Here is a 21,713-nt window from a genome sequence, read left to right as displayed (position 1 = left end):
ATGCATAAGCGATGTATTGACTATCTTTTTAAAGGTGAATTGCTTCTTCTCCTCGAGAGGTCGAGTGGATTTGCTCATCAATTCAGGTAGCGGCCGTCATATCCATTGCCGTCGAGAGACGCGTAGCGGCCATATTTGGGCAACTTCGGCCCATCGACCATTGTCAGGGCTATCCCGGCAATCTTGGATTTGTCGCCGAGGTATCGAATGCCCTCAGCCACCGCTTCGCGGGACGTGTCTCGCCACTTCACGACGAACACCACCTTGTCGGCGTGTCCGGCAAGAATGGAGGCATCTGCCACCGGACCGACCGGCGGCGCATCGATGATCACGGTGTCATAAGTCGCCCGGAACTCGTTGATGAGCGACCGCATCCGTGCCGAGGCAAGGAGAGCGGGAGGGTTCAGGGTCTTGGCGCCGGCCGGCAGAACGTGAATGCCCGAGCGCTCGTCCAGGTGGATTGCCTTGGCGGGATCGATCGGGAGCGTCAGAAGATCGACCAGGCCGACATTCTCCGTCATGCCAAAGAAGGCGGTGGTGGCCGAAACCCTGAGATCGGCATCTATTATCAGCGCGCGCTCCCCGTCTGCGGCGGCAGAGCAAGCAAGGCTGAGTGCAAGGGTCGTCTTGCCTTCGCCCGGCATCGCCGAGGTAACGAGGGTGATTGATGGCGAATTATCCGTGTCGGGTATGTCGCCGAGACCCAGGCGCAATCTTCTGACGGCCTCGCTGTAGCGCGACAAGGGACGGTGCTCCAGGTACGCCACCGGCTGCACGCGCGATTTTGTCCGCGACCATTCCGTCATCCGCGGCAGGGAGGCGAGAACTGGAACGGCCAGTGCTTCTTCGACCTGGCGCCTTGCCATGAAGCCGGATGAAAACAGCTCGCGGACAAGCGCGCCGGCTCCGCCCAGGGCAGCACCGACCACCAGGCCCACGGCGGCAAAAAGCGGCCTGTTCGGGAAGCTTGGCGCGAGCGGGACGCCGGCGCGTGTAATGACGCGCACACCGCTGCTCAGCAATGTCGATTTCTCCTCGGCGATCTTGGCGCGCGACAGGAATGTCTGGAACAGTTCCTTGTTCGCAGCCGCAATCCGCTCCAGGTCGCGCAACTGTACGCCAACCTGATCCTCGACCGCCGACTGGCCGGATACCGACGCCAGCGCCCGAGACAGCGCAGCTTCGCGCGCTTCGGCAGCTTCCACCTCATTTCTGAGGTTGCCGACGAGCCGCTGTATCTCGGCGGCGATCTGCTGCTCGATGTCGCGGTGCTCCGCCTGGACCGTCATCACCTCAGGATGCTGCTCGCCGTAACGTAGCCGCAGATCTGCTTCCTTGCGCGTCACGACACCGGCCTGGGTGCGAAGCGCGCTGACGACATCGGATTGCAGCACGTCGGGCAGGGTCTGGGCATCGCCACCCGAATTAACGACCTTCTCCGCCTGCTCGAACTTCGAGCGTTTCGTCGCCAGTTCCGCTCGGGCGTTGATGAGGGCTATGTTCAACTCGGACAATTGCTGTCCGGTCAGGCTCCCGGACTGCGTCGCCAGAAGATTATGCTCGGCACGGAACTTTTGGACGGCATTTTCCGAACGGCTCAGTTCTTCGCGCAGAATTCCGGCGCGTTCGCTCAACCAGGTGGAAGCCTTCTTGGCCCCTTCGTAACGGGACTCGATGCGGTCTTGCACGTAAACCTGGGCAAGCGCATTGGCGAGGCGCGCTGCCTGTTCGGGGTCATGTGAGGTTACGTTGAGCTCGATGACATCGGCCAGTCCGACGCGCGAAACCTCGAGCGCGCCCTCGAGCCAGGTCAAGGCCCCGGCCTCAAGCGCAGGGTCTGACGCCAACCCTTCGCTTTCGACAACCTTCTGAAGCAGCGAGGCGGACGTCAGGACGGCGATTTCGCTTTCGATGAATGTGGAGTTGTCGCGCAGTTCAGGCCCAGCGTCCTGAGAGAGGATATAATCCTTCGGAGCGTCGAGCAGTATCCTGGAAATGGCTGTATAGGACGGAGTGACGACGAGCGAGATTCCTACGAAAGCTCCGAGCGTTAAGACGGCGGTGCACGATATGAACTTCCAACGCCGGCGAAGAAAATCGATAATCTCCCTCACGTCGAGCAGCGCCGGTTCCGGTGTCACAATCACGCGGTCGGTCGAGCTCTGCATTGTCAAATCCCTTCAAATATCCACAATGATTATGTTCCGTCGGCGCTGCACCAGCGGAGGGGCCTGCAGTAAACAAACGTTTGAGGAGCTAATGGTTAGTCGCACTCACGCGCAGCAGTCCCGGTATTCGCACACCGGTTCGCCGTACGCCCAAGTCATCCTGCTCCGCCGTCGACCGATCAAACTGCCGGCCACCGAAAAATATATCAGGTTCGCAGATATCAGTGCCATCAGCACTAGTGCGTAGTAAGCTGAAGCAAGGGATGAGGTGGCGAGTACCTTTGGCCAACTGCATCGCCAAAAGGCGAATGGCGCGTACCACTATTGTGGTAGGGTCAACGGGGAGATACGCGAATGAGACTGCTGACGAACTGCGTCTCAAGATGGTAATCGTCGAGCCGGAGCAGACCGGGGCCGCCGAAAAGGCCGCCGAGTTGGCACCCTAGCCATTTTCGACGACACTTTGATGAACCGGAACACCGGCGCGTTCGGATGGAACGCCCGGTTGATCAGACGCTCAACTTGAACTGTCTCAGCGAGCCGTGGGTCGCCATGGATACACTCATCGAATTCGCTTCGCAGAGCCTTGCGGACAAATCCGGGATCGTAACCGTCTTGTTGGCGACCTTTCCCGCCGTGCTTTTCCTGAGAGGCGGCCGCAACCTGCGATGCGGCGCCGTTGCGATATTTGTCGGCGCTGTCATATTGATCCTGTTTGGCGTTGAAGGTCTTGCCGGCGCGCTCATCGTTGTGATCGCCGATATTCTCGTGGTTTCGGCTGCGGTGCTCACCATGCGCAAGAGGCTGATTCAGGCCGAAGCGCAACTCGATGCGGCGAGATCGGCCATCCGGGAATTGGAGATCACCGAGGGCCGGCGCCAAGTCTTCAGCGCAAAAACGTCGGCAGAGCACGCGACTTCCAGTGCCAGTCGATAGGGCTCGGGATCAGCCATTCGACCGCTGCGCCAGAAGGCAAAGCCACTGCATATTTCCTTTAATCCAAGCCGGCCGAAGGGGTAAAAAGTAGCAATTCAACGTGCTACGGCGATCTTCTCGTGTCTGCAAGGATGCGCGGCGCGGCAGCGCTTCGGCGGCTCATTGCTCAATGCCTTCATCGGCGCCTTCATCGGGCGGCAGTTCGTGGGGCTTGATAATGCGTGTTTTCCCGGTGGGCGGAGCCGGTTCCACCAGTTCGCGGTCACCTGTCTTGGGTGGCAGAAGAACGCCGGCGCATCTCTCGAGTTTCCGCGTCCATTCCTCGGACTGCTCTGTCTCAGGCGTTGCGGGACCGGTTTGGCAATCGGCGGATGGAGCTTTATCGCCAGTCTGGGGAAATGTCGGATGGGCAGTCGGTATAACGGCGAGCACAGCCAACAGGGCGGTTCTCGCAGAGATGGCGGCTGATCTCACTCGACCAGAGATGCGAGCATTGCTGATCCGGTTCGGGAACATCATGGAGACCAAACCGACAGCACCGTAGATCGTTCCGAAGCAATCGATTCCCGCCACGGAGCCGGGAAACTTGGCTTCCACGCCCACAGGGGGTATCCTGACTTCGTTGCCATTGGCGGCGAGCATGCCCGGAAGAGCACTGTAAAGGACGACTAGGGTAGAAGCGATGGCTTCGGGCAAGAAGACAGTTGATGAAAACGAGACCTTGCTGATCGACAATGCGGTTCCCCGTGCGGTCGAGCCGGATGCGGCGCCGATCGATGATGTCCCGGATCGGTTGCTGATACTCGCCAACAGGCTGCAAAGGGCTCTCGATTCCCGGCGAGCCACAACAGCGGCGGGCGACCGCGCGCAGCGCCGGAAAAACTGAGATGCGCAGAAGGATTGAGGACGGAATATGATGCCGGAACTGCAGCATTTGCGGGTGCTGGTGGCGGAGGATGAGTTCTACGTCGCGAATGACATCGCCCTATGGCTCGAACGGGCCGGCGCGACCATCATTGGCCCCACCCCAACGGTGCAAGAAACCTTGAAGCGCCTTTCGAAGGCTGACGATATTCAGGTTGCTGTCCTCGACATCAACCTCAATGGGGAGTTGGTTTTTCCCGTGGCGGACGAGCTCGCGCGCCGATCGGTGCCATTGATCTTCTTCAGCGGCTACGACGATTTGAGCGTTCCGGAAAGGTTCAGCTCGGCCGCTCGCCTTAGCAAATGCACTGACTCGTCAGACCTGGTGAGCGCCGTTTTCGAGCAGTATCTCCAGAATTTATCAACGCTTGCTGCGATCTGCGGAAGCTTGCCCGATCAACCCGTTGCGGATCTCATTCCCGGCCTGCGCCTCAGGGCCAGGGTGTTGATGTCGACCGTCAAGGCTGCGGACTTCCTCGTCGAGCGTACGCTCGAACGCGCGATTGCCGTGGCCGCGACGAGGCAGAGAACACAGCCGCTCGATGCATGGCTGCACGAGTTGATGATGATCATTCATGGCGAAAGCCCGTACGGGCCAAACTGATAGCAGCTCTTCGCGGCTACATGGACGAGAGGCGAAGTTCGGCGTGCATGGGTGGTTCACGGACTTCGTCCGGGTTCGGCGTCCGCTTCTCATCCGGCAGATCCTCGGGTTCTGGTTCTTCGACCGGCCGCGGTGTCCGGTTCGGCCTCGGTGCCGGTGGCTGTTGCTCGCCGGGTCTACGTGGGGTCGGGCTCATTTCCTTTTCCTCATTTTCCAAGAAGAACCGGCGTTTACACGCATAGTTCCGAGAAGTTTCGAGGATTGTAGCGTGCGGCGTGTTCGATCCGGTCAGACCGCTTGCAGCGGCGCTTGTGGGCCCCCAATCGAGCCGGAACAAATCCACGATTTTAGAGTTTGCAAGGCGCAACACTAAAACGAGGGCCAGTGTCATGGACGACAGGGAGGAACGCATTCGCCGGCGCGCATATGCGATATGGGAAAGCGAGGGACGGCCCGAGGGTGCCGACCAGCGCCATTGGGAACAGGCCAGCCGCGAACTGGCTGAACGTGAGCGCCTTCATCCCACGGACGACGCCGACGACGATACCGGAACCGTGGTTGCGCCGTCGACGGCTCCGCACGGAAAGGCCGGCCGCGGACCCGATAAATCCTGAACGGAAAGGACAACACCATGCGAATTTCAGACATCATGACAACGGGCGTTCGCATTGCCAGCCCGAACGATACGATCTCTGCGGTTGCGCGGGAAATGGCCGAAAACGACATCGGCTTTCTGCCGGTCGGCGATAATGATCGCCTGGTCGGCATGATTACGGACCGCGATATCGTCGTGCGCTGTGTCGCCGACGGTCGCGACGACAAGACCCGTGTTGGTGACATCATGACCGCCGACGTCAAATACTGCTTCGACGACGAAGACGTGTCCGACGTGGCGCGCAACATGGGCGATGAGCAGGTACGCCGCTTGCCCGTCGTTGATCGTAACAAGCGGCTTGTCGGCATCGTTTCGCTGGCAGATGCGGCGCGTCGAGATCCCGGTTTGGCGGGCGTTGGCCTCAAAGGCGTGACCGCTCCTGGCGGCGCCCACAACCAAAGGCCATAGCAATGGCTGACACCCGTGACCGGCGCTCGCTCTGGCGCTCTCCAGTCCTGCTATCGGCGCCCGAGGAGCGTGCCTGGGCGCGAGAAGTCGCCGTTCACGCCCACGCCGGCCAGCGTGACAAGGCAGGCGAACCCTACATACGGCATTGTCAGCGCGTTGCCGACGCCGTTCAGGGCGACAAGGCCAAGACGGTTGCCTTCCTCCATGATGTGCTTGAAAAATCGCCGGGATGGACGGCTGAAAGGCTGCTGGATTCCGGCTTCTCACCGGAGGTCGTTTCTGCTGTCGAATCTCTGACGCGGCGACCGGGTGAAACGAAGGATGCGTTGACGATCCGCGCCGCCGCCAACCCGCTTAGCCTGGAGGTGAAGCGGGCGGATCTCGGCGACAATCTTGCCCAGCTCGAACGCCTCGGAAAAAACGGCGCCGAATACGGACGCCGGCTGCACCTGCTTGACGAAATCATCAGACAGGACACGCTCGCAGACCGGGACGAAACGGCTGAAGGCCTGAATTCAAACCTGACGAGCGGGATGCGGCTTGACCGCGTCGATGCTGCCCGCCAGGCGCTTCGCAGGCAGAATACCGATCGCGTCGCGAGCCGATCTTTCGTCGTTCTGTTCGGCTTGGCCCTCCTCGGCGCGCTCTACCTGATTTTCATGCAGTGATCGGAAGGGCCGGCTCATTGAACCGGCACACCGCTCATGCGATAGGCGAGTTCATCGCGAGCTCGGCTCAATCTGCTCTTGATTGTTCCAACGGCACAGTCGCAGATTTCGGCTGCCTCTTTGTAACTAAGGCCATAGCCGGCGACGAGCACAAGGACCTCCCGATGGACGGGGGCCAGCGTTTCCAGCGCCGAGCGCAATTCGCAGTTCATCACACACCACTCTTGTGGTGGGGCCATTGGTATCGGCAATTCGGCGCAGTTGACGGCGCCGGGCGCTTCGCGCCGACGCAATTTGTACTGCGTGCGGAAGGCATTGTGCATGATGGTGAAGAGCCACGACTTCAGATTTGTGCCGGGTTCGAAGCCATCGATACCGCGCAATGCACGGAAAAGGGTTTCTTGCAGGAGATCGTCCGCCTCGAAGTTGGAGGTGACGAAGGTACGTGCAAACGCCCGCAACGCCGGAATGAGGTCAACGACCTGGGTCTCCAGCGGCTGCGTTTGGTCTTCCTTCTCAGGGGTGGAAGGCATGGGGATACTGCCTTTCGAGGTAGCTAAGTTGCTCTTTAGACAATGCGCGGTCGGCCTTTATGTTCCGAGCGGCGGCGCTCCCGGCGGCATGATGGAACCAACGCCGCTTCCTTTCTGTTGGAGATGCCTTTGGAAGAAGTCCAGCCGAGCTTGTCGGCCAAGACGAGGTACAAAATGGAGAAGATCGAGCTAAAGCTTATGGCTCACCGAAAAATCCTGACCGCGCTCCTGGCGGTTGCTGCACGCGATAACGCATGCTGGGAAAGGCTCATGGCCCATCTGCGCGACGATCTCGTCGTCCAGGATCACGAGGAGGACCCGGGCATCGTTCCAAGCCCGGACTTTGCCTATCAGAACGCCCTCAGCGAAGAACTGATGGACATCGTCAGCCGCGCTGAAATCCGCGCCGCGGATGATACGGAAACGAAATAATGGCGCCGTCACCTCTTCTTGGAAGCGCGGGCCGACATGTTGGCAGTTCTGGATGGGCGTCCCTTAAGCGTTCCGATGGAAACGCAACGGACGCTAAGGGCCTTGGTTCTAAGGCATCCTTCCGCTTCCGGTGGCTCGACACCAAAGCGGGATGCTCCTAGAGCAACAACATTGCGGCCGTCGCGGAGACCATCACTATGGCGGTCGCTCCACCGAGCACCAACATCCACCACGGCGCCTTGAGCTGGCCCATGATGCGGCGATTGGCGGCCATCATCGTCATGATGGCGATGAGGGGGCCTGCGAGTACTCCGTTGATGACCGCACTCCAATAGAGCAGCAGGAACGGATCTACCCCGACAAGAAAAACGGCAACGCTGCCGAACGTTGCCAGAGCGATTGTGCCATAGAAATCTTTTGCCCTCCGAGGTGCGCGATCCAGCCCTTCTGTCCATTGAAACAGTTCCGCAACGGCATAGGCGGCCGAACCCGCCAGAACCGGAACCGCCAACATGCCCGTTCCGATAATGCCAGCGGCAAAGAGTGCGAAGGCGACGTTGCCGGCGATCGGTTGCAGAGCCTCAGCCGCCTGCGCCGACGTTTCGATGTGTGTGGTGCCGTTGGCGTGAAGCGTTGTGGCGGTCGCGATCATGATCGAGAGGGCGACGAGGCCCGACAACGCCATGCCGACGACGGTGTCGATCTCTATGCGCACGAGCTCCGGCTCGGCGGCTTGTGGGTTGGCGCCCAATCTTGGATGATGCCGTCGTCCGAGCTCTTCGACTTCCTGGCCCGCCTGCCAGAAAAGCAGATAGGGACTGATCGTCGTTCCCAGCACGGCGACGAGCGCCATCGCCTGTTCGCCGCCAAAGGTAAACGAGGGAATGAAAACGCCATGCGCCGCATCCATCCAGGGAACATCGACGACAAAGACGACCGCGACATAGGCGAAGAGCGAAAGCGTCAACCACTTTAAAAACATCGCATAACGTCGGTACCGTACGAAGATCTCGAGCAACACGCAGACGATGCCAAACAGCACGGCATAGACGAGCTGTGGCCCACCGACGAGCAGCCGCAGGGCCGCGCCCATCGCGGCGAGATCGGCGCCGATATTGATGATGTTCGCGATCAACAGCATCAATGTGGCCACGCGCGCCAATGACGCGGGGTAGTGCCGACGCAGGTTGCGCGCAAGACCTTGACCGGTGACGGCACCAATCCTGGCGCTCAAACCCTGCACCCCAACCATGAACGGATAACAGAACAGCACGGTCCAACCGAGCGAGAAGCCGAATTGCGCGCCGACCTGGCTGTAGGTGGCGATCCCGCTTGGATCGTCATCGGCAGCACCGGATATCAGGCCGGCGCCGAGCTTGCGCGAAAAACTGTCGCCGTGCTGTTCGCGCGAAGTCGTTGATGAACGCCGCTCCTGCTTTCTGCTGTCGCCGTCTTCGCCCAATAAGCCCGTCTGTCGGACCGGATCCATCATGATCGGCCTTCCGTTGCTGGTGTCGGTTCAGCGTCGAACGGCCCTACCAGGCGATTGTTCCCTTCGGCGAGTTGCTCTCCGCCGCGCGAACCTGCCGCGCAATGTATCTGCCCACCCCACAGAGCTACGCGGAGGGGCGGGCAGATGGGAGCGTGTCCGTAGCTATGCGGTGGTCTTCAGTTTCCCGCTGATGTATCGAAACTCCTGCGTCTTGCCGCCGTAGCCGTAGGCGGCGGCCGGAACCTCGTGCACGAGAATGTAGCTCTCTGAATGCAGATTGCCGAGCAGTTGTTCGAACCGGCCGTAGACCGCTTCCAGGTAGGCCGCCATTTCCGGCTTCGTGTTGGTGCCGTCGACGACCTTGATATCCAGCCAGAAGCTGTTCAGATCCTGCTCCGCCAGCGATCTGCCGCCGGCGAACCAATGGGCGGGATCGATATAGACGATGGCGATTGCGGTGATCGTCGGGTCCTTGCGCAGGTGCGTGGCCGTCAACTCGCTGACTGCGGCGGCAATCCGCGAAGAGAGAGCCGCATCGGCTTTGCCGCTGACCGTGATGTTGATGATAGGCATTGAAGGCTCCTTTGTTGGTTGTGATCCCTTGTTGTCTTCAATCTGCCACTTCATTTGATGATGTAAAATCGAATTGTTTGGTGTTGATGATTCGATTATGTTGAAGTGATGAAAGCCTTCGATCCTGACCTACTCCGAACGTTCCTCGCCTTCGCCGAAGGCGGCTCGCTCGCGCATGCGGCCGCCGCGGTCGGCCGCACCGCTTCCGCTGTCACCGCTCAGATGCAGCGGTTGGAGACAATGGTGGGGGAGCCGCTTCTCGCTCCATCGGGAAGGGGACGTGTGCTGACGCCAGCCGGAGAGGAACTGCTGGTTCACGCGCGGCGGATTCTCGAAGTTCACCGTGACGCCTGGCTCAGCTTCAAAGGCGCCAAGGCCGATGGCCGCCTGGCGCTCGGCTGCACCCAGGACTTTGCCGATAGCAATCTGCCTGATCTCCTGCGCCTCTTTGCCCGAACGCATCCACGCGTCCGGCTTGATCTCAGGGTCGGACGGTCACGGGAGCTGACGGCGGCCTATGATCAAGGCGTGATCGACGTTCTGATCGTCATGCGCGAGGGCCCGCAGCCGGACGAGGTCGCTTTGTTGAGCGAGCCGATGCTGTGGCTGTCGGCATCGGGTGAGCCGGCTCCTGCCGGTGGCGAGCTGCCGATCGCGGTGCTGGACCCACCTTGCGGGTTCCGGTCGGCCGCCACAGACGCACTTGATAAAGCGGGCCACAGCTATCGTATCGCGGCGACCAGCCCGAGCCTATCCGGGTTGCGCGCTGCAGTTCGAAGCGGGATCGCGATCACGGCTCGGACCGCGCGATTTATTGGCGAGGGCATCGCTGTCGCACCTCAGGCTCTGTCATTACCGACGCTGCCGAATGCTGAGTTCTCTCTGCGGCTCAAGCCAAAGGCGGACAAGGCGGCCTCCAGTCTCGCGACGCTTCTTGCCGAAGGTTTGCCTGGCGAAGGTGGCGGGCCGTGAACCGATCGGAGGGGCGGTTGCTACATCTGCACGGTCATGCCGCCATCGACGGTCAAGGTAATGCCATTGACGAAGCTTGCAGCGGGCGATGCCAGGAACACGGCCGCAGGCGCGATCTCTTCCGGTCGGCCCCAACGCTTCAGGGGAATGCGGACATCGACGAAGGCCTGGAGTGCCGGATCGGCGGCAAGCGCCGCATTGGTCTCCGTCGCGAACCAGCCGGGCGCGATCGCATTGACTGTCAGCGTGTCGGAGCTGAGTTCGACCGCGAGCGAGCGGGTAAGTGCATCAAGGCCGCCTTTTGCGGCCGTATAGGCGGGGTCTCCGGGGCGTGCAACGAAGGCGGCGATGGAGGTGACGAAAATCAGCCGCCCCGCAACGGAGCGGCGAAGATAAGGAAGCGCTGCCTTCGCCATTCCATAGGCAGCCGTCAGGTCGGCGTTGATCAGCGCAGCAAAGGAAGCGGGGTCCATGGCGTCCGTACCGCGCCGGTCACGCTCGCCGACCGCATGGATGAGGATGTCGAGCTGTCCCGTTCCCGCCAACGCCGCGTCGACAATTTGTGCGGCGTTCGTCGCCACGTCGCCTGGGGCGATATCGAGCGCTATGCCATCGTCGGCAAGTCGGCGGCGTGCCGCTTCAAGTGCCTCACGGTTACGACCATTGATTGCTACCGCCGCGCCCGCTCTGGCGAGAGCCTTTGCCATTTCGAGGCCGAGGCCGCGACCACCGCCTGTCACCAGGGCCGTCTTTCCGCTGAGGTCGAACATATCGGTCTCCGTATCAGTGGCCGCTTTCAGGTCGATCAATCTCGACAGACGAGCTTTAGCGCCTGCGGCGGCATCCGCCAAGAATACCCTCGCGTGCCTTGCGTCGCTCGCTGTCTCGGCGGCCGCCCGATGGCACAATCAATGGCACGACCAGTGGCGATGTCCGGGTTGACCGTCTCGTGGAGCCGGGCATCGCGCGGCTGGCGGATGCTGGCTCTTATTGTCCGGCTGGTTTTCCCCCACAGGCTGCCGGCATCTGTGTAGGTTGAAACGTATGCCGACCGACCGGACCTTGATCGATGCCTGGCCCCTTGACGGGGAAGCAGGTAGCACGCTCGGCCCGCACGTGGATGGTGGTTGGATAGGTTGAAGCTAAACAATGGGCCGGGCAATCGCTTGTCGGTGATCCCGAGTCCCATGCGATCGTAAAGCGGCAACGCACTGTTATACGCGCTGCCTGTTATAATTGAGAAATGAGCGACCGCGCCCTTCAGGCGCGGTCGGCTTTCGTCCGGTCGGCCGTAAACCGACCCGCGGCGTGTCACTTCATCGTGTAGACGTCGATGCTGAAGTACTTGTCGTTGATCTTCTTGTAGGTACCGTCGGCGCGAATCTCGTCGAGTGCCTTGTTGATCTTCTCGCGCAGATCGTTGTCTTCCTGGCGGACGGCAATGCCGACGCCTTCGCCGACGAACTTCTTGTCGGTGATCGGTTCGCCGATGAGTTCGCAGCAGCCCTTGCCATCATCGTTCTTCGTGACCCAATCGAGCAGCGGCAGCATGTCGCCGACCTGGAGATCGAGGCGTCCATTGACCATGTCGAGATTGGCCTCGTCCTGGGTCGGATAAAGCTTGATCTCGGCATCGGGGTAGGTCGCGGTGATGTATTCGGCCTGGGTAGTGCCGGACTGCGCGCCGATAACCTTGCCCTTAAGCGCCTCGTTGGTGAACTCCGTGATGCCCGAGCCCTTTGGCGCAGCGTGCGTCATCGCGGCAAGATAATAGGGATTGGTGAAGGCAACCTGCTTCTTGCGTTCCTCGGTGATGAACATCGAGGCGATGATCAGGTCGTATTTCTTGGCGAGCAGACCGGGAATGATGCCGTCCCAATCCTGGGCCACCACTTCGCACTCGACCTTCATGCGCTCGCAGAGCGCAAGCCCGATATCCACATCGAAGCCGCTGATCTTGCCGGCGGGATCGATGAAGTTGAAGGGAGGATAGGCGCCTTCGGTACCGATCTTGATCTTCTCCGCCGCCTGAGCCGACGAAGCTGTTGCCGCCATGATGGCGAGTACGGCTGCTGCAATCTGCTTCTTCATTCGCGTTCCCCTTGTTTGCATCATTCCTGATGCTTTCCAGGGAAGACTATGCCGCCGAGGTCTATAAGCGAAATAGATAGGCGCGATAACCGGTATTGTTTTGGTTGATTGTCACATTCAGCGGGGCGTCACTTATAGCGACCGTGGCGCTGAAGCACCTCGATCTTGTAGCCGTCGGGATCGATCAGGAAGAAGAAGCGGGCAAGCAGGATGCCATCACGGTTGAAGGCGACGATCTTGCCGGGGTTGAGGCCCGCATCGCTGGCGCGTTGATGCTCGGCATCGAGATCGGCGACCGAGAATGCAAGATGGCCATAGCCGTCGCCGAGTACATAGGGCTCGGTTCGATCCTTGTTTACCGTCAGCTCGACTTCGAATTCGCTCTCCTCATTACTGAGATAGATGAGGGTAAAGGTTTCGAAGTCCAGCCTTTCGGCGACTTCAAGCCCGAAGGCCAAGCGATAGAAATCGGTCGACTTCTTTTCGTCGAGAACGCGGATCATCGAATGGATCGCTTTGGCCATCATTGTTTCCTTTGGCGTTGAATGCGGGCGGGATAGCAGGAACACGCTCGGTGAAACCGGCTTGCACGGGAGCCGAGATCAGGCCTTCGCCTGCCGCTTCTTCAATTGTTGCTCGCGGAAGAAGATGAAGAGGCCCGAGGCGACGATCAATGCCGCCCCGATGATCACCGTCGCACGAGGTGTGTCGCCGAAGAAGAACCAGCCGAACACCACGGCCCAGAAAAGCAACGTATATTGCAAGGGCACGACCGTCGCAGCATCGGCAAGCTTGAGCGAGCGGTTGACCAGCATATGCGCAAGCATCGCGACGATACCGAGCATGCCGAGTTGTAGCAGCGCCTCGCCGCCAACCGGCGCCCAGCCGGAAGGATTGGCTGCGACGCCGACGAGCGAGAAGATCAATGCGCCGACGATCTGCCAGAAGACGAGGGTGGTATCCGGTGTCGAGCGCAGCGTGCGGCCAAGCATCAGCGCGAAGGCGAATGCGGCGCTGCCTGCAAGCGCGATCAATGCCGGCAGGCCAAGGCTTTCCTTGGAAGGTTCGAGCGCGATCAAGACACCGGCAAAGCCGATGAGGATCGCCGTCCACCGCCGCCAGCCGACCTTCTCGCCGAGCAGGAACGGCGAGGCCGCAGCGACATAGATCGGCGCAGCCAGCCAGTAGGTCATGGTGTCGGCAAGCGGCATATAGGCGACCGCGAAATAGAAAGCGGAGGCATCGATCGCAAAGAGCAGCGAGCGAAGCGCCTGCAGTCCCGGCCGCTCGATCTGGAACATCGAGCGCAACCCGCGCCTGAGAATGAAGGGCGAGAGGAACAAAAGGGCCGCAATGCTGCGGATCACCATCAACTGGCTGACGGAATAGGTCGCGACCAGCCATTTCCCCATAACGTCGTTCAGCGAGAACATCAGCATGCCGAGCAGCATAATGAGGACGCCGGTCCGGGCGGCATTCGGGGCGGTTACGGGGACGGTGATCACAGTCATGTTGGGGCCTTCAGCAAGTTGTGCACGCCATGACACATTCCGATCCGTCGATCCATTGCCGTTCGCATATGGAACGATAAGTTTTGCGAATGAATGGGTTTGGGTGTTCGGGCGCCCAACCAAGATACCCCTATGCCAACACGACGCTGACACTCCCCTTCTCGGCCACCAGCGCGATCGAGAAGGGTTACAACGCAACTTGCGCATGCTGCATAAAAGGTTGCTGCGAGCGTTGGCGCTTCCGCGTACGAAAAGGTTTTGTCGATCTACCGGCGTAATGTTTGCAAACTGCTCACTAGCGCGATCGAGGAGCGGCTGCCGGCGATCGGGGAGGCACCAAGGATATGTTCCTCAAGCTTACAGGCCGCCCGCGTGCGCCAGCGTTTGCGGATTATAGACTCATGCTCCGTAGATCCGTGCCAACAGCACTCCGGGACACGATCCGGCGTGGTCGGGCTGACAGTCTGAGGGACCAGCGATCCCCTCAGCTTAACTCCCACCGGTCCAAGGCACGCTTTCTGGCCCTAACAAGGGTTTCGACATCGGCTGCGTAAAGTTCGAGGGTCCTCTCGTGCATGGCGAGAAGTACTCGACGGTCTGCTTCCTCGGAGTTTCTCCGACGCTCGGGATCGTCTTGCCAGGATGCTTGGTCCCTTGCGGCCTCGAGACGCACATCCGCCATAGCAAGGTTCTGTTCGATGACGGCGAGAAGAGACGGGTGAGTTTCGTGGATGGGGAAAAGGAAGTTGCTGGGGATGTACATCGGAGCGCTCCCGATTGGGGCGGAAGCGCACGTATCTCCCGGCTAGCAGCGCCCTGTTCAAATGCTGCTAATGAAGTCCAACGGGAATGTTGCGCATTTGTTCCCTGAGCGCCGCTTACTTGGCCAAGTTATCGATTGAGTGACATGGGCTGGGCCCGCAAATACAGCTGGACGGATGCTGTTCGCCAGCGTCATCCTGGCGAACGTGTCTATACCTTCTGGGAGTACTTTCGAAACGCCTTCGTAAGAGACGTCGGTCTTCGCGATCACTTCTTTCTCAGCCCGGACGTTCCCCGAAGGCTTTCAGGTGCAGGGGTCGACAAGCATGTGCGCGGCTGGGATCATACCACTGACCACGCGCCCACATGGATGGAGCTTTTCCTTCAACCATGAGACGGAGGAGCAGCAATGCCGAAACATGACTGGCGGGGCGACCTGCGTCTTGGTCTCGAGAGTCTGATCGACGCGGCCGTCAACCGCGGAGCGCAGCGTAGGGATGTCTGCGCCGCCATTCTCGAAGACTTAGGACACTTGCGCCTCGCTTACGACAGAGATCCCGATCCGGCCGATGACGTCAGCGAGCAGTTCGTCGAAGAACCATCTAACAACTGGCCTGCAGCTGACTAAGTCTAAGCCAGCTCGTCGACACGTGCCGATTCGGGTCAGTCGATCGTCCTTAACGCTCGCAAGATCGGGGAGCGTTTGCGTGTCATGCGGGTCGTTTTGCCGAAAGAAACACCGGGAGAAATGCGGCGCGGGCATTGTCCTTCTTGGAAGCGTTCGGGTGCCTTGTTTTGACGGCGTAGATCAAGGTCTTGGCCTTCCGCCTTACGCGGACGTACCGGCGCGCCGGCCGTCGCCGGCTGCGCGGCGCGTCGGGTGGTAGCGGCGCCCGGCCGATCTGTTCTATTATGCGAGGGGGCGTCCGCGGTCGAAACCCAAGTCATCTGCGGGACGTCTTCGAGGCGCGGCGCGCCAACGATTCGACGAGCTTCTTGACCGCGTTGCGTTGGGCATCAGATTCGATTTTGTCGAGTTCACTTGCCAATTCCAAAGCTGCGAAGCTGACATTGAGAACTGGTGCGATGTTGGTGCTTGCGTCCACGTCTGCGAGGAGCTGGGCAGCAAGCCAATCCCAGCAAACCGTTTGGTGATCGCCAGACAAAGCAAGAAGCGCCCCCTTGACGTTCCTCCGGACGTTGCTATTTAGGAAATCGCTCCCGCCCTTAAGACATCAGACGCGGGAGGAACAATGGTGCCGGGCCCCTCTGGCGAGAGTTTTTACGGCGCTCTCGTGATGTCGGTACCGCCAGCAAATTAGCCGGCGGATTAGCTCCAATGAAAACTGATCTCATGCCTCACGCATGTGCCCCTTCGGCTGTGCGTATTTCCGTTTTGAAACCGCATTTCTTCACCGATCCCGGCGTGGTTCGCGCAAAGGAGGCTCGTCAATGACACAGCCTCAATCGCACGCGAGCGCGCTCGGCTACTTCAAATGGGCCTTCATCGTCACGGCGGTCGGCCTTGTGCTCGGCGCCTGGCTCGGCTGGCAGTCGACCGGAACCGTCGGTGGGATGGCCTCGGTCTTCTTCATCTGCACCGTGCTTGCGGTGCTGGAAATCTCGCTGTCCTTCGACAACGCGATCGTCAATGCCAACAAACTCAAGGACATGACGCCCGAGTGGCAGCATCGCTTCTTGACCTGGGGTATCATCATCGCCGTGTTCGGCATGCGCATCGTCTTCCCGCTCTTGATCGTCGTCATAGCGGCGAACATCGGCCCAATCGAAGCGATCGTTCTCGCCGCAAGCAAGCCCGAGGAATATGCGCGCATCATGAACGACGCGCATCTGCCGATCGCCGCCTTCGGCGGCACCTTCCTGATGATGGTCGGTCTGACCTACTTCTTCGACCACGAAAAGGACGTACACTGGATCAAATGGGTCGAGAGCAAGATGGCGCGGTTTGCGACTATCAAGGGCATCGAGATCGCTTTCGTTCTGGCACTCATCCTCGGCTTTTCGACGCTGCTCGAGCCGGCGGAGGTTCACACTTTCGTCTATTCGGCAATCTACGGCCTGTTGACGTTCCTCGTGGTGGAGGTGGTCGGCGGCCTACTCGACGCATCGCAGGAAACCATGAGTGCGGCGGCAAAGGGCGGCTTCGGTGCCTTCCTCTACCTCGAAGTGCTTGATGCCAGCTTCTCGTTCGACGGCGTCATCGGCGCCTTCGCGCTGACGCAGAACCTCTTCGTCATCGCGATTGGCCTCGGTATCGGCGCCATGTATGTGCGCTCGATGACGATCATGCTCGTGGAGAAGGGTACACTCAGCGAGTACCGCTACCTGGAGCATGGCGCATTCTACGCGATCCTGATCCTCTCGGTGGTCATGTACTTCCAGACCCTGATCCACATACCGGAAGTGATCACGGGCCTCGGTGGGGCTGCCCTCATCGGCATCTCGCTCTGGTCGTCAATCCGCTACAACAGACGCGAACGCGAAATGGAACAGGCGGAAACGGCGGATTCTGAGCAGCGACTGCGCGCCTGATATCGTCTCACAAGTGACTACGGACCCGGCGGACATGTCCGCCGGTGCCTTTCGCAGTAGCGCGCGCTGCTACTCTAACGAGGCTGACTTCCGCCTCGCCGTCGAGCGAGAGCGTGCACTCGGTCAGTTTGACGACATTGTTGCCCATTACGAGGCGTTCCTTCGCCAGGAAGGTCCGGCCGGTTCGGGCGGGGCGCGACTGCGACGGGAGTTCGCTCGCGTCCGCGACGAGCTCGGCGATCTTCCCGGTCGGATCGTGGACCGCAGGCGGTTGCGCACCATGCTTGCCCATCTCGGACGGACGCTGCACGTCGGCTTCCTCAACGACTGCCTCTTCGATGCGGCGACCGCGCTCTGCCTCACCGACGCGCCGGGCGCCGAGCAAACCGCGCTAGTCCTGTCTCGATGCAGCCCCGATCGCTGCCCGAACGCCTGTCTGACCGCCCCGCATCGCGAGCCATGGCAGGCTTCGATCGCCGAGCGCGAAGGGTTTCTTGCTGTAGGCCGCCTATTGCCGTTGCAACGCGAAATCATCGCGCGCGACAACGAACGCAAGCGCCGGCTCATCGCACCACTGATAGAGGGCGGAGCATGAGCGCGCTCGGCGCCGAGAGAAAGGCGGCGTTGCGGGCGGCGATGGCGCGGCTGCTCGACGGCCGCCCCGAGCGCACCGATGGCGCGCTCACCGTCTCCAACCTGACGCGCGAAGCGGGCGTCAGCCGGGCGACGGCGAACCGTGCGGCTGATCTTCTCGCCGAGTTCCGGGCGGCTGAAGCGCGTCACCGGCAGTCCTCCCCTAGGGCCCTCAAGGAGCGCGTCCTGGCGCCAGAAGCCGACCTGGGCGCCCGTGCGCGGCGCCGAGATTGCCGAACTGCCTGGCCTTGTCCGCACGCTCGCTCAGCACATCCAGGTGCTGACGTTGCGAGTCGCCGAGCGGGATGCCGTCATTGAGGGTCTGCAGCAGGAGCTGGCCCGAGCTGGTAACGCCGGGATTGTCCCCCTGAAGGGGTCACCGCGAGACGACGGCGGCTGAGAGCGGCGCATCATCCGGGCCGTTCCGGACGCCGACCATAGTCGACACCTCCTTCAACTCTCCCGTCGAGGCAGGGCTCGGGTGTGGCAGACGCTGCCAGCCCGTCAACCCTGTTCCGCACCAGCACCGAGAACAGGGTGTGACGGGCCGGCCTCCCGCGTCTGCCCCTGCCGCCTCGCCCTCGACGGAGAGGGCGAGCTGAAGGAGGCACCCATGACCACAAATCGCAACCGCGAGACCCCGACCGATATCTACGAGCGCGTCACCAGCCAGATCATCGCCGCCATCGAAGCCGGCGCCGGTGACTACCGCATGCCCTGGCACCACGACGGATCGGCCATCACCACGCCCGTCAACGTCGCCTCGTGCAAGGCTTATCGCGGCGTCAACATCCTCTCGCTCTGGGCTGCGGCGCACGCGGCCGGCTATCCCGCCGGCATCTGGGGCACCTACCGCCAATGGCAGGCGCTCGGCGCGCAGGTTCGCAAGGGCGAGCGTGGCCACCTTGTCGTGTTCTGGAAGACCACCGATCGTGACGCGGTGGACGCCCAACACGGCGACGACGATCGTGACGAGCTCGCCCGGCGTCTGTTCGCCCGCGGCTATACGGTCTTCAATTGCGCTCAGGTCGACGGCTACAGGCCGCCGGAGATGCCAGTGCTGCCCGAGGCGGAGCGGATCGAGCGGGCCGAACGCTTCTGCGCGGCCCTTGGTATCGACATCCGCCACGGCGGCTCGCAGGCCTATTACCGCCCGGCTGCCGATCACGTGCAGATGCCGGAGTTCGCCTGCTTCCGCGACGCGGTCGCGTACTACGCCGTGCTGCTCCATGAATGTGGCCACGCTTCCGGCGCCAAGCATCGCCTCGGCCGCGATCTTTCCGGACGGTTCGGCTCGGCCGCCTACGCCATGGAGGAATGCACGGTGGAGCTCTTGAGCGCGATGATCTGCGCCGATCTCAACCTCAGCGTCGAACCACGATCCGACCATGCCCGCTACATCGCCTCCTGGCTCAAGTAATGGCGAGCTCGCCATTACTTCGGTAATCAGCAGCAGCTCATAATGTGAAGGATGGCCGAAGACGGCCATATGGACCAGATCGTCCAAGCTGTTTTTGCTGGCTTAATTCCACCGTTCCGCTTGATGGAATTTGTCGAAAGGCAGCATTAGCGTTAAATCTGAGCGGCAATGGCGAAAACAAAGACGACCGAATTTGATCTCGTTCTCCGACGGCAGGTTGCGGCGCTTCCTTTCCGTATTTCAGAATCGGGTGCCGTCGAAATTCTGGTTCTTACCTCGCGTGATACGGGGCGCTTTATCATACCGAAGGGCTGGGAGAAGAAAGGTCACAAGAAACCTGACGCCGCCGCGATAGAAGCCTATGAGGAGGCGGGCGTCATTGGGGAAGTGCAACGAAGGCCGGTCGGTACCTATACCTATTGGAAACGCGGCGCGACCGTGTTCGAACGACTCGAAGTGCTTGTATATCCGCTGCTGGTGACGAAGCAACGCACAGATTGGCCCGAGAAAGGTCAGAGGAGACTTGCTTGGCTCTCCCGTGACGATGCAGCGCTCCTCGTAGATGAGCCAGAACTTGCGTCCCTCATTCGGAGCTTCACGGGCAATTCTCGCTGATGGCGACTTCGCGTTCGGCTCCGACGTGTCGACGGCGTCACTTATGCGGGTGATGCTCCTTACCTGACGCGGTGCGGTTCGGCGGCGCCATGGCCGTAGCCGTTGGGCTGAGGGCCGGCACCAGCGAGTGGCGGTATCGGCTGCGGCGGCTCCTCGGGCTCCGGTTCGATCCCGCGGCGGCGCAGGTCGTCGCCGGACAGAAGCGGCCATCCCCGGCGGAGAACATATTCGAGCCAAGCCCCGCACGCCTGTGACGTAAACACCGCGGTAAGGACCAGGGTCGTGAAGAACGGGGCGTTGATGATGCCGGCGTCGAAGGCCACCGAGGCCATGACGATGCCGGGGCCGCCGCGGGCGTTCTGGGTGACGGCGAGATTGACGATGTCGAGGCGGCTCATGCCGGCCAGCTTGGCGCCGAGGCCTACGGAAAGGAATACCACGATGGATGTGCCGACCATGAAGCCGCCGAGCATCAGCGGGTCTAGCGTCTTGGAGAGATCGAGACGATAGCCAACAATGGCGAAGTACAGCGGCACAAGAAAATATCCGGCCACATCACTGATGGACTGCATCGGGAGTCGGAACCGGGCCTGCTCGGTACCTCTCATGCCGCCCATGACGCCGAATCCGGCCAGCAAGGCGGCGAAGGCCAGAGTCACATCCAGAGCCGCCGCCAGGGAGACGTAGGCGAGAAACACGGCGAGCATCCAGGCGACGGGGGAGTGCTTGGCCACGATGTTCCAGTTTGCTCGTGAGAGCTTGCGGAGCACCGTCGGCATGACGGTGAGGGCGACGATAACGTAAACGGCGTTGACAGCCACATGTTCGCCGACGGTGGTGGTTAGCACGTCGCCGGTGGAGCTGAGCGTGGCGGCGGCGATGGCGGTGGCCACGGAGAGGACCCCCCACAACGCAATATCCTCGAGGACGGCGGCTCCCAGTTGGAGGCTGGCGAAGCGGGTGTGGAGGATACCGAGGTCGTAGAAGATCTTGGTGATGACGGGGATCGATGTCACCGCCGCGGCAGCGGCGAAGACGAGCACGACCGCGTCTTCGCTACCTGCGGTCCCCGTAAAGTACTCAAGCGGCAGCAGCGGCGCCAGGAAGAGCGCGATGAAAAACGGCAGCGGCGTGCCGATGCCAAGGACCCAGGCCGTGGCCTTGCGGTTCTCTGCGCCCAACAGGTGCTTGGCCGCGCAGCCTGAGACGAACATCAGCATGAGCAACCCAAGGTGGTACATGAATCCCAGCACGACCGCCTTCGGGTCCGCCTTGTCGGCGCCGAAGAGGTCGGCGACGAAGTCGGGCGCGATTGTCCCGAGGAGTGTAGGGCCGAGAAGGATGCCGGCGAGGATCTCGCCAACAACCTTCGGCTGACGCAAGCGACTGCACAGCTGCCCGAAGAGATTCGCTCCCAACATGAGCAGCAGAATGGCGAGGAGGACTTGGCCCAGCTGTGGATTCGTCATTGCCGCTCTCCTAATGCCCAACGCCCCCGAGGGGCCACATGATGCCCGATGTGTGAACGAGCACGATACTCCAGGCCTAAGCAGGACCGCATTGGAGGAAAAAGGCGTAGTTCTCAATGGAAAGACAGTCTTTAGGAGAATCCATCTATCTCTGGCTAATGCGGAGGGGCTAGCCCGGATCGTCGACGACGAAGGCGGCGCGCACGGGAGGTTCATGCCCGGGCTCCGCAAAGGCCAAACCGCGAGAGCGATTTGCTGCGCATTATCTTTGGCATGAGACCCTCGGCTGTTTGT

21 protein-coding genes and 3 pseudogenes are annotated in these 21,713 nt (G+C 61.1%); 13 read left to right on the top strand and 11 right to left on the bottom strand.

The genetic code is table 11. From position 1 onward, the window contains the following. Window positions 1-77: 77 nt before the first annotated feature. From AC1Z3V_RS01485 to AC1Z3V_RS01475, 3 genes are all read right to left on the bottom strand, one after another. Window positions 78-2,168 (bottom strand): GumC family protein, encoded by a 2,091-nt coding sequence (locus AC1Z3V_RS01485; protein WP_483496808.1) that lies wholly within the window; start codon window positions 2,166-2,168, stop codon window positions 78-80. Window positions 2,169-2,546: 378 nt separating this feature from the next. Beyond that, a complete protein-coding gene (locus tag AC1Z3V_RS01480) occupies window positions 2,547-3,050 on the bottom strand; it encodes a hypothetical protein (protein ID WP_483496807.1) in 504 nt (167 codons plus the stop codon). Window positions 3,051-3,263: 213 nt separating this feature from the next. Further along, window positions 3,264-3,707, bottom strand: coding sequence for a hypothetical protein (locus tag AC1Z3V_RS01475; RefSeq protein ID WP_483496806.1), 444 nt, complete (start codon window positions 3,705-3,707; stop codon window positions 3,264-3,266). Between the two features lie 79 nt (window positions 3,708-3,786). Here AC1Z3V_RS01475 and AC1Z3V_RS01470 point away from each other — a divergent pair, with 79 nt between their 5' ends. The 5 genes and pseudogenes from AC1Z3V_RS01470 to AC1Z3V_RS01450 form a co-directional block, all read left to right on the top strand. Further along, the gene (locus tag AC1Z3V_RS01470; protein ID WP_483496804.1) at window positions 3,787-3,990 is read left to right on the top strand and encodes a hypothetical protein; all 204 of its coding nucleotides are present in this window, start codon (window positions 3,787-3,789) and stop codon (window positions 3,988-3,990) included. A gap of 30 nt (window positions 3,991-4,020) precedes the next feature. Beyond that, complete coding sequence (locus tag AC1Z3V_RS01465; protein WP_483496803.1) at window positions 4,021-4,632, top strand: response regulator; 612 nt, start codon at window positions 4,021-4,023, stop codon at window positions 4,630-4,632. A gap of 389 nt (window positions 4,633-5,021) precedes the next feature. After that, window positions 5,022-5,130: pseudogene (locus AC1Z3V_RS01460) on the top strand (DUF2934 domain-containing protein); the annotation flags it as partial. A 133-nt stretch (window positions 5,131-5,263) separates the two neighbouring features. Further along, the gene (locus tag AC1Z3V_RS01455; protein WP_483496802.1) at window positions 5,264-5,695 is read left to right on the top strand and encodes a CBS domain-containing protein; all 432 of its coding nucleotides are present in this window, start codon (window positions 5,264-5,266) and stop codon (window positions 5,693-5,695) included. 47 nt (window positions 5,696-5,742) lie between these two features. Further along, window positions 5,743-6,159 (top strand): annotated as a pseudogene (locus AC1Z3V_RS01450) (HD domain-containing protein); the annotation flags it as partial. A gap of 218 nt (window positions 6,160-6,377) precedes the next feature. Here AC1Z3V_RS01450 and AC1Z3V_RS01445 read toward each other — a convergent pair. Then, window positions 6,378-6,896, bottom strand: a complete 519-nt coding sequence (locus AC1Z3V_RS01445) for a sigma-70 family RNA polymerase sigma factor (RefSeq protein ID WP_483496800.1) — start codon at window positions 6,894-6,896, stop codon at window positions 6,378-6,380. Window positions 6,897-7,025: 129 nt separating this feature from the next. Here AC1Z3V_RS01445 and AC1Z3V_RS01440 point away from each other — a divergent pair, with 129 nt between their 5' ends. After that, entirely contained in the window at window positions 7,026-7,328 is a 303-nt protein-coding gene (locus tag AC1Z3V_RS01440) for a hypothetical protein (RefSeq protein WP_483496799.1), read from the top strand. A gap of 157 nt (window positions 7,329-7,485) precedes the next feature. On the opposite strand, the gene AC1Z3V_RS01435 is transcribed toward AC1Z3V_RS01440, so the two are convergent. Further along, entirely contained in the window at window positions 7,486-8,820 is a 1,335-nt protein-coding gene (locus AC1Z3V_RS01435) for an Nramp family divalent metal transporter (RefSeq protein WP_483496797.1), read from the bottom strand. A gap of 162 nt (window positions 8,821-8,982) precedes the next feature. Continuing rightward, the gene (locus tag AC1Z3V_RS01430) at window positions 8,983-9,393 is read right to left on the bottom strand and encodes a tautomerase family protein (RefSeq protein ID WP_483496795.1); all 411 of its coding nucleotides are present in this window, start codon (window positions 9,391-9,393) and stop codon (window positions 8,983-8,985) included. A 108-nt stretch (window positions 9,394-9,501) separates the two neighbouring features. Here AC1Z3V_RS01430 and AC1Z3V_RS01425 point away from each other — a divergent pair, with 108 nt between their 5' ends. Beyond that, window positions 9,502-10,365 carry a LysR substrate-binding domain-containing protein gene (locus AC1Z3V_RS01425; RefSeq protein WP_483496794.1) on the top strand — a complete coding sequence of 288 codons (864 nt, stop codon included), beginning with the start codon at window positions 9,502-9,504 and terminating at the stop codon, window positions 10,363-10,365. Window positions 10,366-10,385: 20 nt separating this feature from the next. On the opposite strand, the gene AC1Z3V_RS01420 is transcribed toward AC1Z3V_RS01425, so the two are convergent. The 4 genes from AC1Z3V_RS01420 to AC1Z3V_RS01405 form a co-directional block, all read right to left on the bottom strand. Further along, the gene (locus AC1Z3V_RS01420) at window positions 10,386-11,135 is read right to left on the bottom strand and encodes an SDR family oxidoreductase (RefSeq protein WP_483496793.1); all 750 of its coding nucleotides are present in this window, start codon (window positions 11,133-11,135) and stop codon (window positions 10,386-10,388) included. Window positions 11,136-11,676: 541 nt separating this feature from the next. After that, window positions 11,677-12,456, bottom strand: a complete 780-nt coding sequence (locus AC1Z3V_RS01415; RefSeq protein ID WP_483496792.1) for an ABC transporter substrate-binding protein — start codon at window positions 12,454-12,456, stop codon at window positions 11,677-11,679. A gap of 128 nt (window positions 12,457-12,584) precedes the next feature. Continuing rightward, window positions 12,585-12,980: a VOC family protein gene (locus tag AC1Z3V_RS01410; RefSeq protein WP_483496790.1), complete on the bottom strand. Its 396-nt coding sequence runs from the start codon at window positions 12,978-12,980 to the stop codon at window positions 12,585-12,587. A 78-nt stretch (window positions 12,981-13,058) separates the two neighbouring features. Continuing rightward, window positions 13,059-13,967 carry a DMT family transporter gene (locus AC1Z3V_RS01405; protein WP_429810029.1) on the bottom strand — a complete coding sequence of 303 codons (909 nt, stop codon included), beginning with the start codon at window positions 13,965-13,967 and terminating at the stop codon, window positions 13,059-13,061. Window positions 13,968-14,898: 931 nt separating this feature from the next. Between AC1Z3V_RS01405 and AC1Z3V_RS01400 the strand changes: the two are divergent. From AC1Z3V_RS01400 to AC1Z3V_RS01375, 6 genes and pseudogenes are all read left to right on the top strand, one after another. Beyond that, a pseudogene (locus AC1Z3V_RS01400) lies at window positions 14,899-15,123 on the top strand (exodeoxyribonuclease III); the annotation flags it as partial. A 15-nt stretch (window positions 15,124-15,138) separates the two neighbouring features. Beyond that, complete coding sequence (locus tag AC1Z3V_RS01395) at window positions 15,139-15,357, top strand: hypothetical protein (protein ID WP_334196635.1); 219 nt, start codon at window positions 15,139-15,141, stop codon at window positions 15,355-15,357. Between the two features lie 824 nt (window positions 15,358-16,181). Beyond that, on the top strand, window positions 16,182-17,282 hold the full coding sequence (locus AC1Z3V_RS01390) for a DUF475 domain-containing protein (protein ID WP_483496789.1): 1,101 nt from the start codon (window positions 16,182-16,184) through the stop codon (window positions 17,280-17,282). Between the two features lie 34 nt (window positions 17,283-17,316). Further along, a complete protein-coding gene (locus tag AC1Z3V_RS01385; RefSeq protein ID WP_483496787.1) occupies window positions 17,317-17,877 on the top strand; it encodes a hypothetical protein in 561 nt (186 codons plus the stop codon). A 651-nt stretch (window positions 17,878-18,528) separates the two neighbouring features. Then, on the top strand, window positions 18,529-19,335 hold the full coding sequence (locus AC1Z3V_RS01380) for an ArdC family protein (RefSeq protein WP_483496786.1): 807 nt from the start codon (window positions 18,529-18,531) through the stop codon (window positions 19,333-19,335). A gap of 168 nt (window positions 19,336-19,503) precedes the next feature. Continuing rightward, entirely contained in the window at window positions 19,504-19,950 is a 447-nt protein-coding gene (locus AC1Z3V_RS01375; RefSeq protein WP_483496785.1) for an NUDIX hydrolase, read from the top strand. A gap of 59 nt (window positions 19,951-20,009) precedes the next feature. On the opposite strand, the gene AC1Z3V_RS01370 is transcribed toward AC1Z3V_RS01375, so the two are convergent. After that, window positions 20,010-21,419 carry a cation:proton antiporter gene (locus AC1Z3V_RS01370; RefSeq protein WP_483496783.1) on the bottom strand — a complete coding sequence of 470 codons (1,410 nt, stop codon included), beginning with the start codon at window positions 21,417-21,419 and terminating at the stop codon, window positions 20,010-20,012. Window positions 21,420-21,713: the final 294 nt, after the last annotated feature.

The organism is Ensifer sp. 38_S197, from assembly GCF_056924495.1.
The sequence above is the reverse complement of the archived record's forward strand: the minus strand, read 5'-3'. Positions and strand labels throughout refer to the sequence as shown.

Coding starts and splice junctions, on each gene's coding strand:
- AC1Z3V_RS01370 (WP_483496783.1), bottom strand. CDS start 21,419: ATGACGAATCCACAGCTGGGCCAAGTCCTCCTCGCCATTCTGCTGCTC.
- AC1Z3V_RS01435 (WP_483496797.1), bottom strand. CDS start 8,820: ATGATGGATCCGGTCCGACAGACGGGCTTATTGGGCGAAGACGGCGAC.
- AC1Z3V_RS01425 (WP_483496794.1), top strand. CDS start 9,502: ATGAAAGCCTTCGATCCTGACCTACTCCGAACGTTCCTCGCCTTCGCC.
- AC1Z3V_RS01465 (WP_483496803.1), top strand. CDS start 4,021: ATGCCGGAACTGCAGCATTTGCGGGTGCTGGTGGCGGAGGATGAGTTC.
- AC1Z3V_RS01375 (WP_483496785.1), top strand. CDS start 19,504: ATGGCGAAAACAAAGACGACCGAATTTGATCTCGTTCTCCGACGGCAG.
- AC1Z3V_RS01470 (WP_483496804.1), top strand. CDS start 3,787: ATGGCTTCGGGCAAGAAGACAGTTGATGAAAACGAGACCTTGCTGATC.
- AC1Z3V_RS01415 (WP_483496792.1), bottom strand. CDS start 12,456: ATGAAGAAGCAGATTGCAGCAGCCGTACTCGCCATCATGGCGGCAACA.
- AC1Z3V_RS01420 (WP_483496793.1), bottom strand. CDS start 11,135: ATGTTCGACCTCAGCGGAAAGACGGCCCTGGTGACAGGCGGTGGTCGC.
- AC1Z3V_RS01395 (WP_334196635.1), top strand. CDS start 15,139: ATGCCGAAACATGACTGGCGGGGCGACCTGCGTCTTGGTCTCGAGAGT.
- AC1Z3V_RS01380 (WP_483496786.1), top strand. CDS start 18,529: ATGACCACAAATCGCAACCGCGAGACCCCGACCGATATCTACGAGCGC.
- AC1Z3V_RS01455 (WP_483496802.1), top strand. CDS start 5,264: ATGCGAATTTCAGACATCATGACAACGGGCGTTCGCATTGCCAGCCCG.
- AC1Z3V_RS01410 (WP_483496790.1), bottom strand. CDS start 12,980: ATGGCCAAAGCGATCCATTCGATGATCCGCGTTCTCGACGAAAAGAAG.
- AC1Z3V_RS01430 (WP_483496795.1), bottom strand. CDS start 9,393: ATGCCTATCATCAACATCACGGTCAGCGGCAAAGCCGATGCGGCTCTC.
- AC1Z3V_RS01445 (WP_483496800.1), bottom strand. CDS start 6,896: ATGCCTTCCACCCCTGAGAAGGAAGACCAAACGCAGCCGCTGGAGACC.
- AC1Z3V_RS01385 (WP_483496787.1), top strand. CDS start 17,317: ATGTCCGCCGGTGCCTTTCGCAGTAGCGCGCGCTGCTACTCTAACGAG.
- AC1Z3V_RS01485 (WP_483496808.1), bottom strand. CDS start 2,168: ATGCAGAGCTCGACCGACCGCGTGATTGTGACACCGGAACCGGCGCTG.
- AC1Z3V_RS01390 (WP_483496789.1), top strand. CDS start 16,182: ATGACACAGCCTCAATCGCACGCGAGCGCGCTCGGCTACTTCAAATGG.
- AC1Z3V_RS01405 (WP_429810029.1), bottom strand. CDS start 13,967: ATGACTGTGATCACCGTCCCCGTAACCGCCCCGAATGCCGCCCGGACC.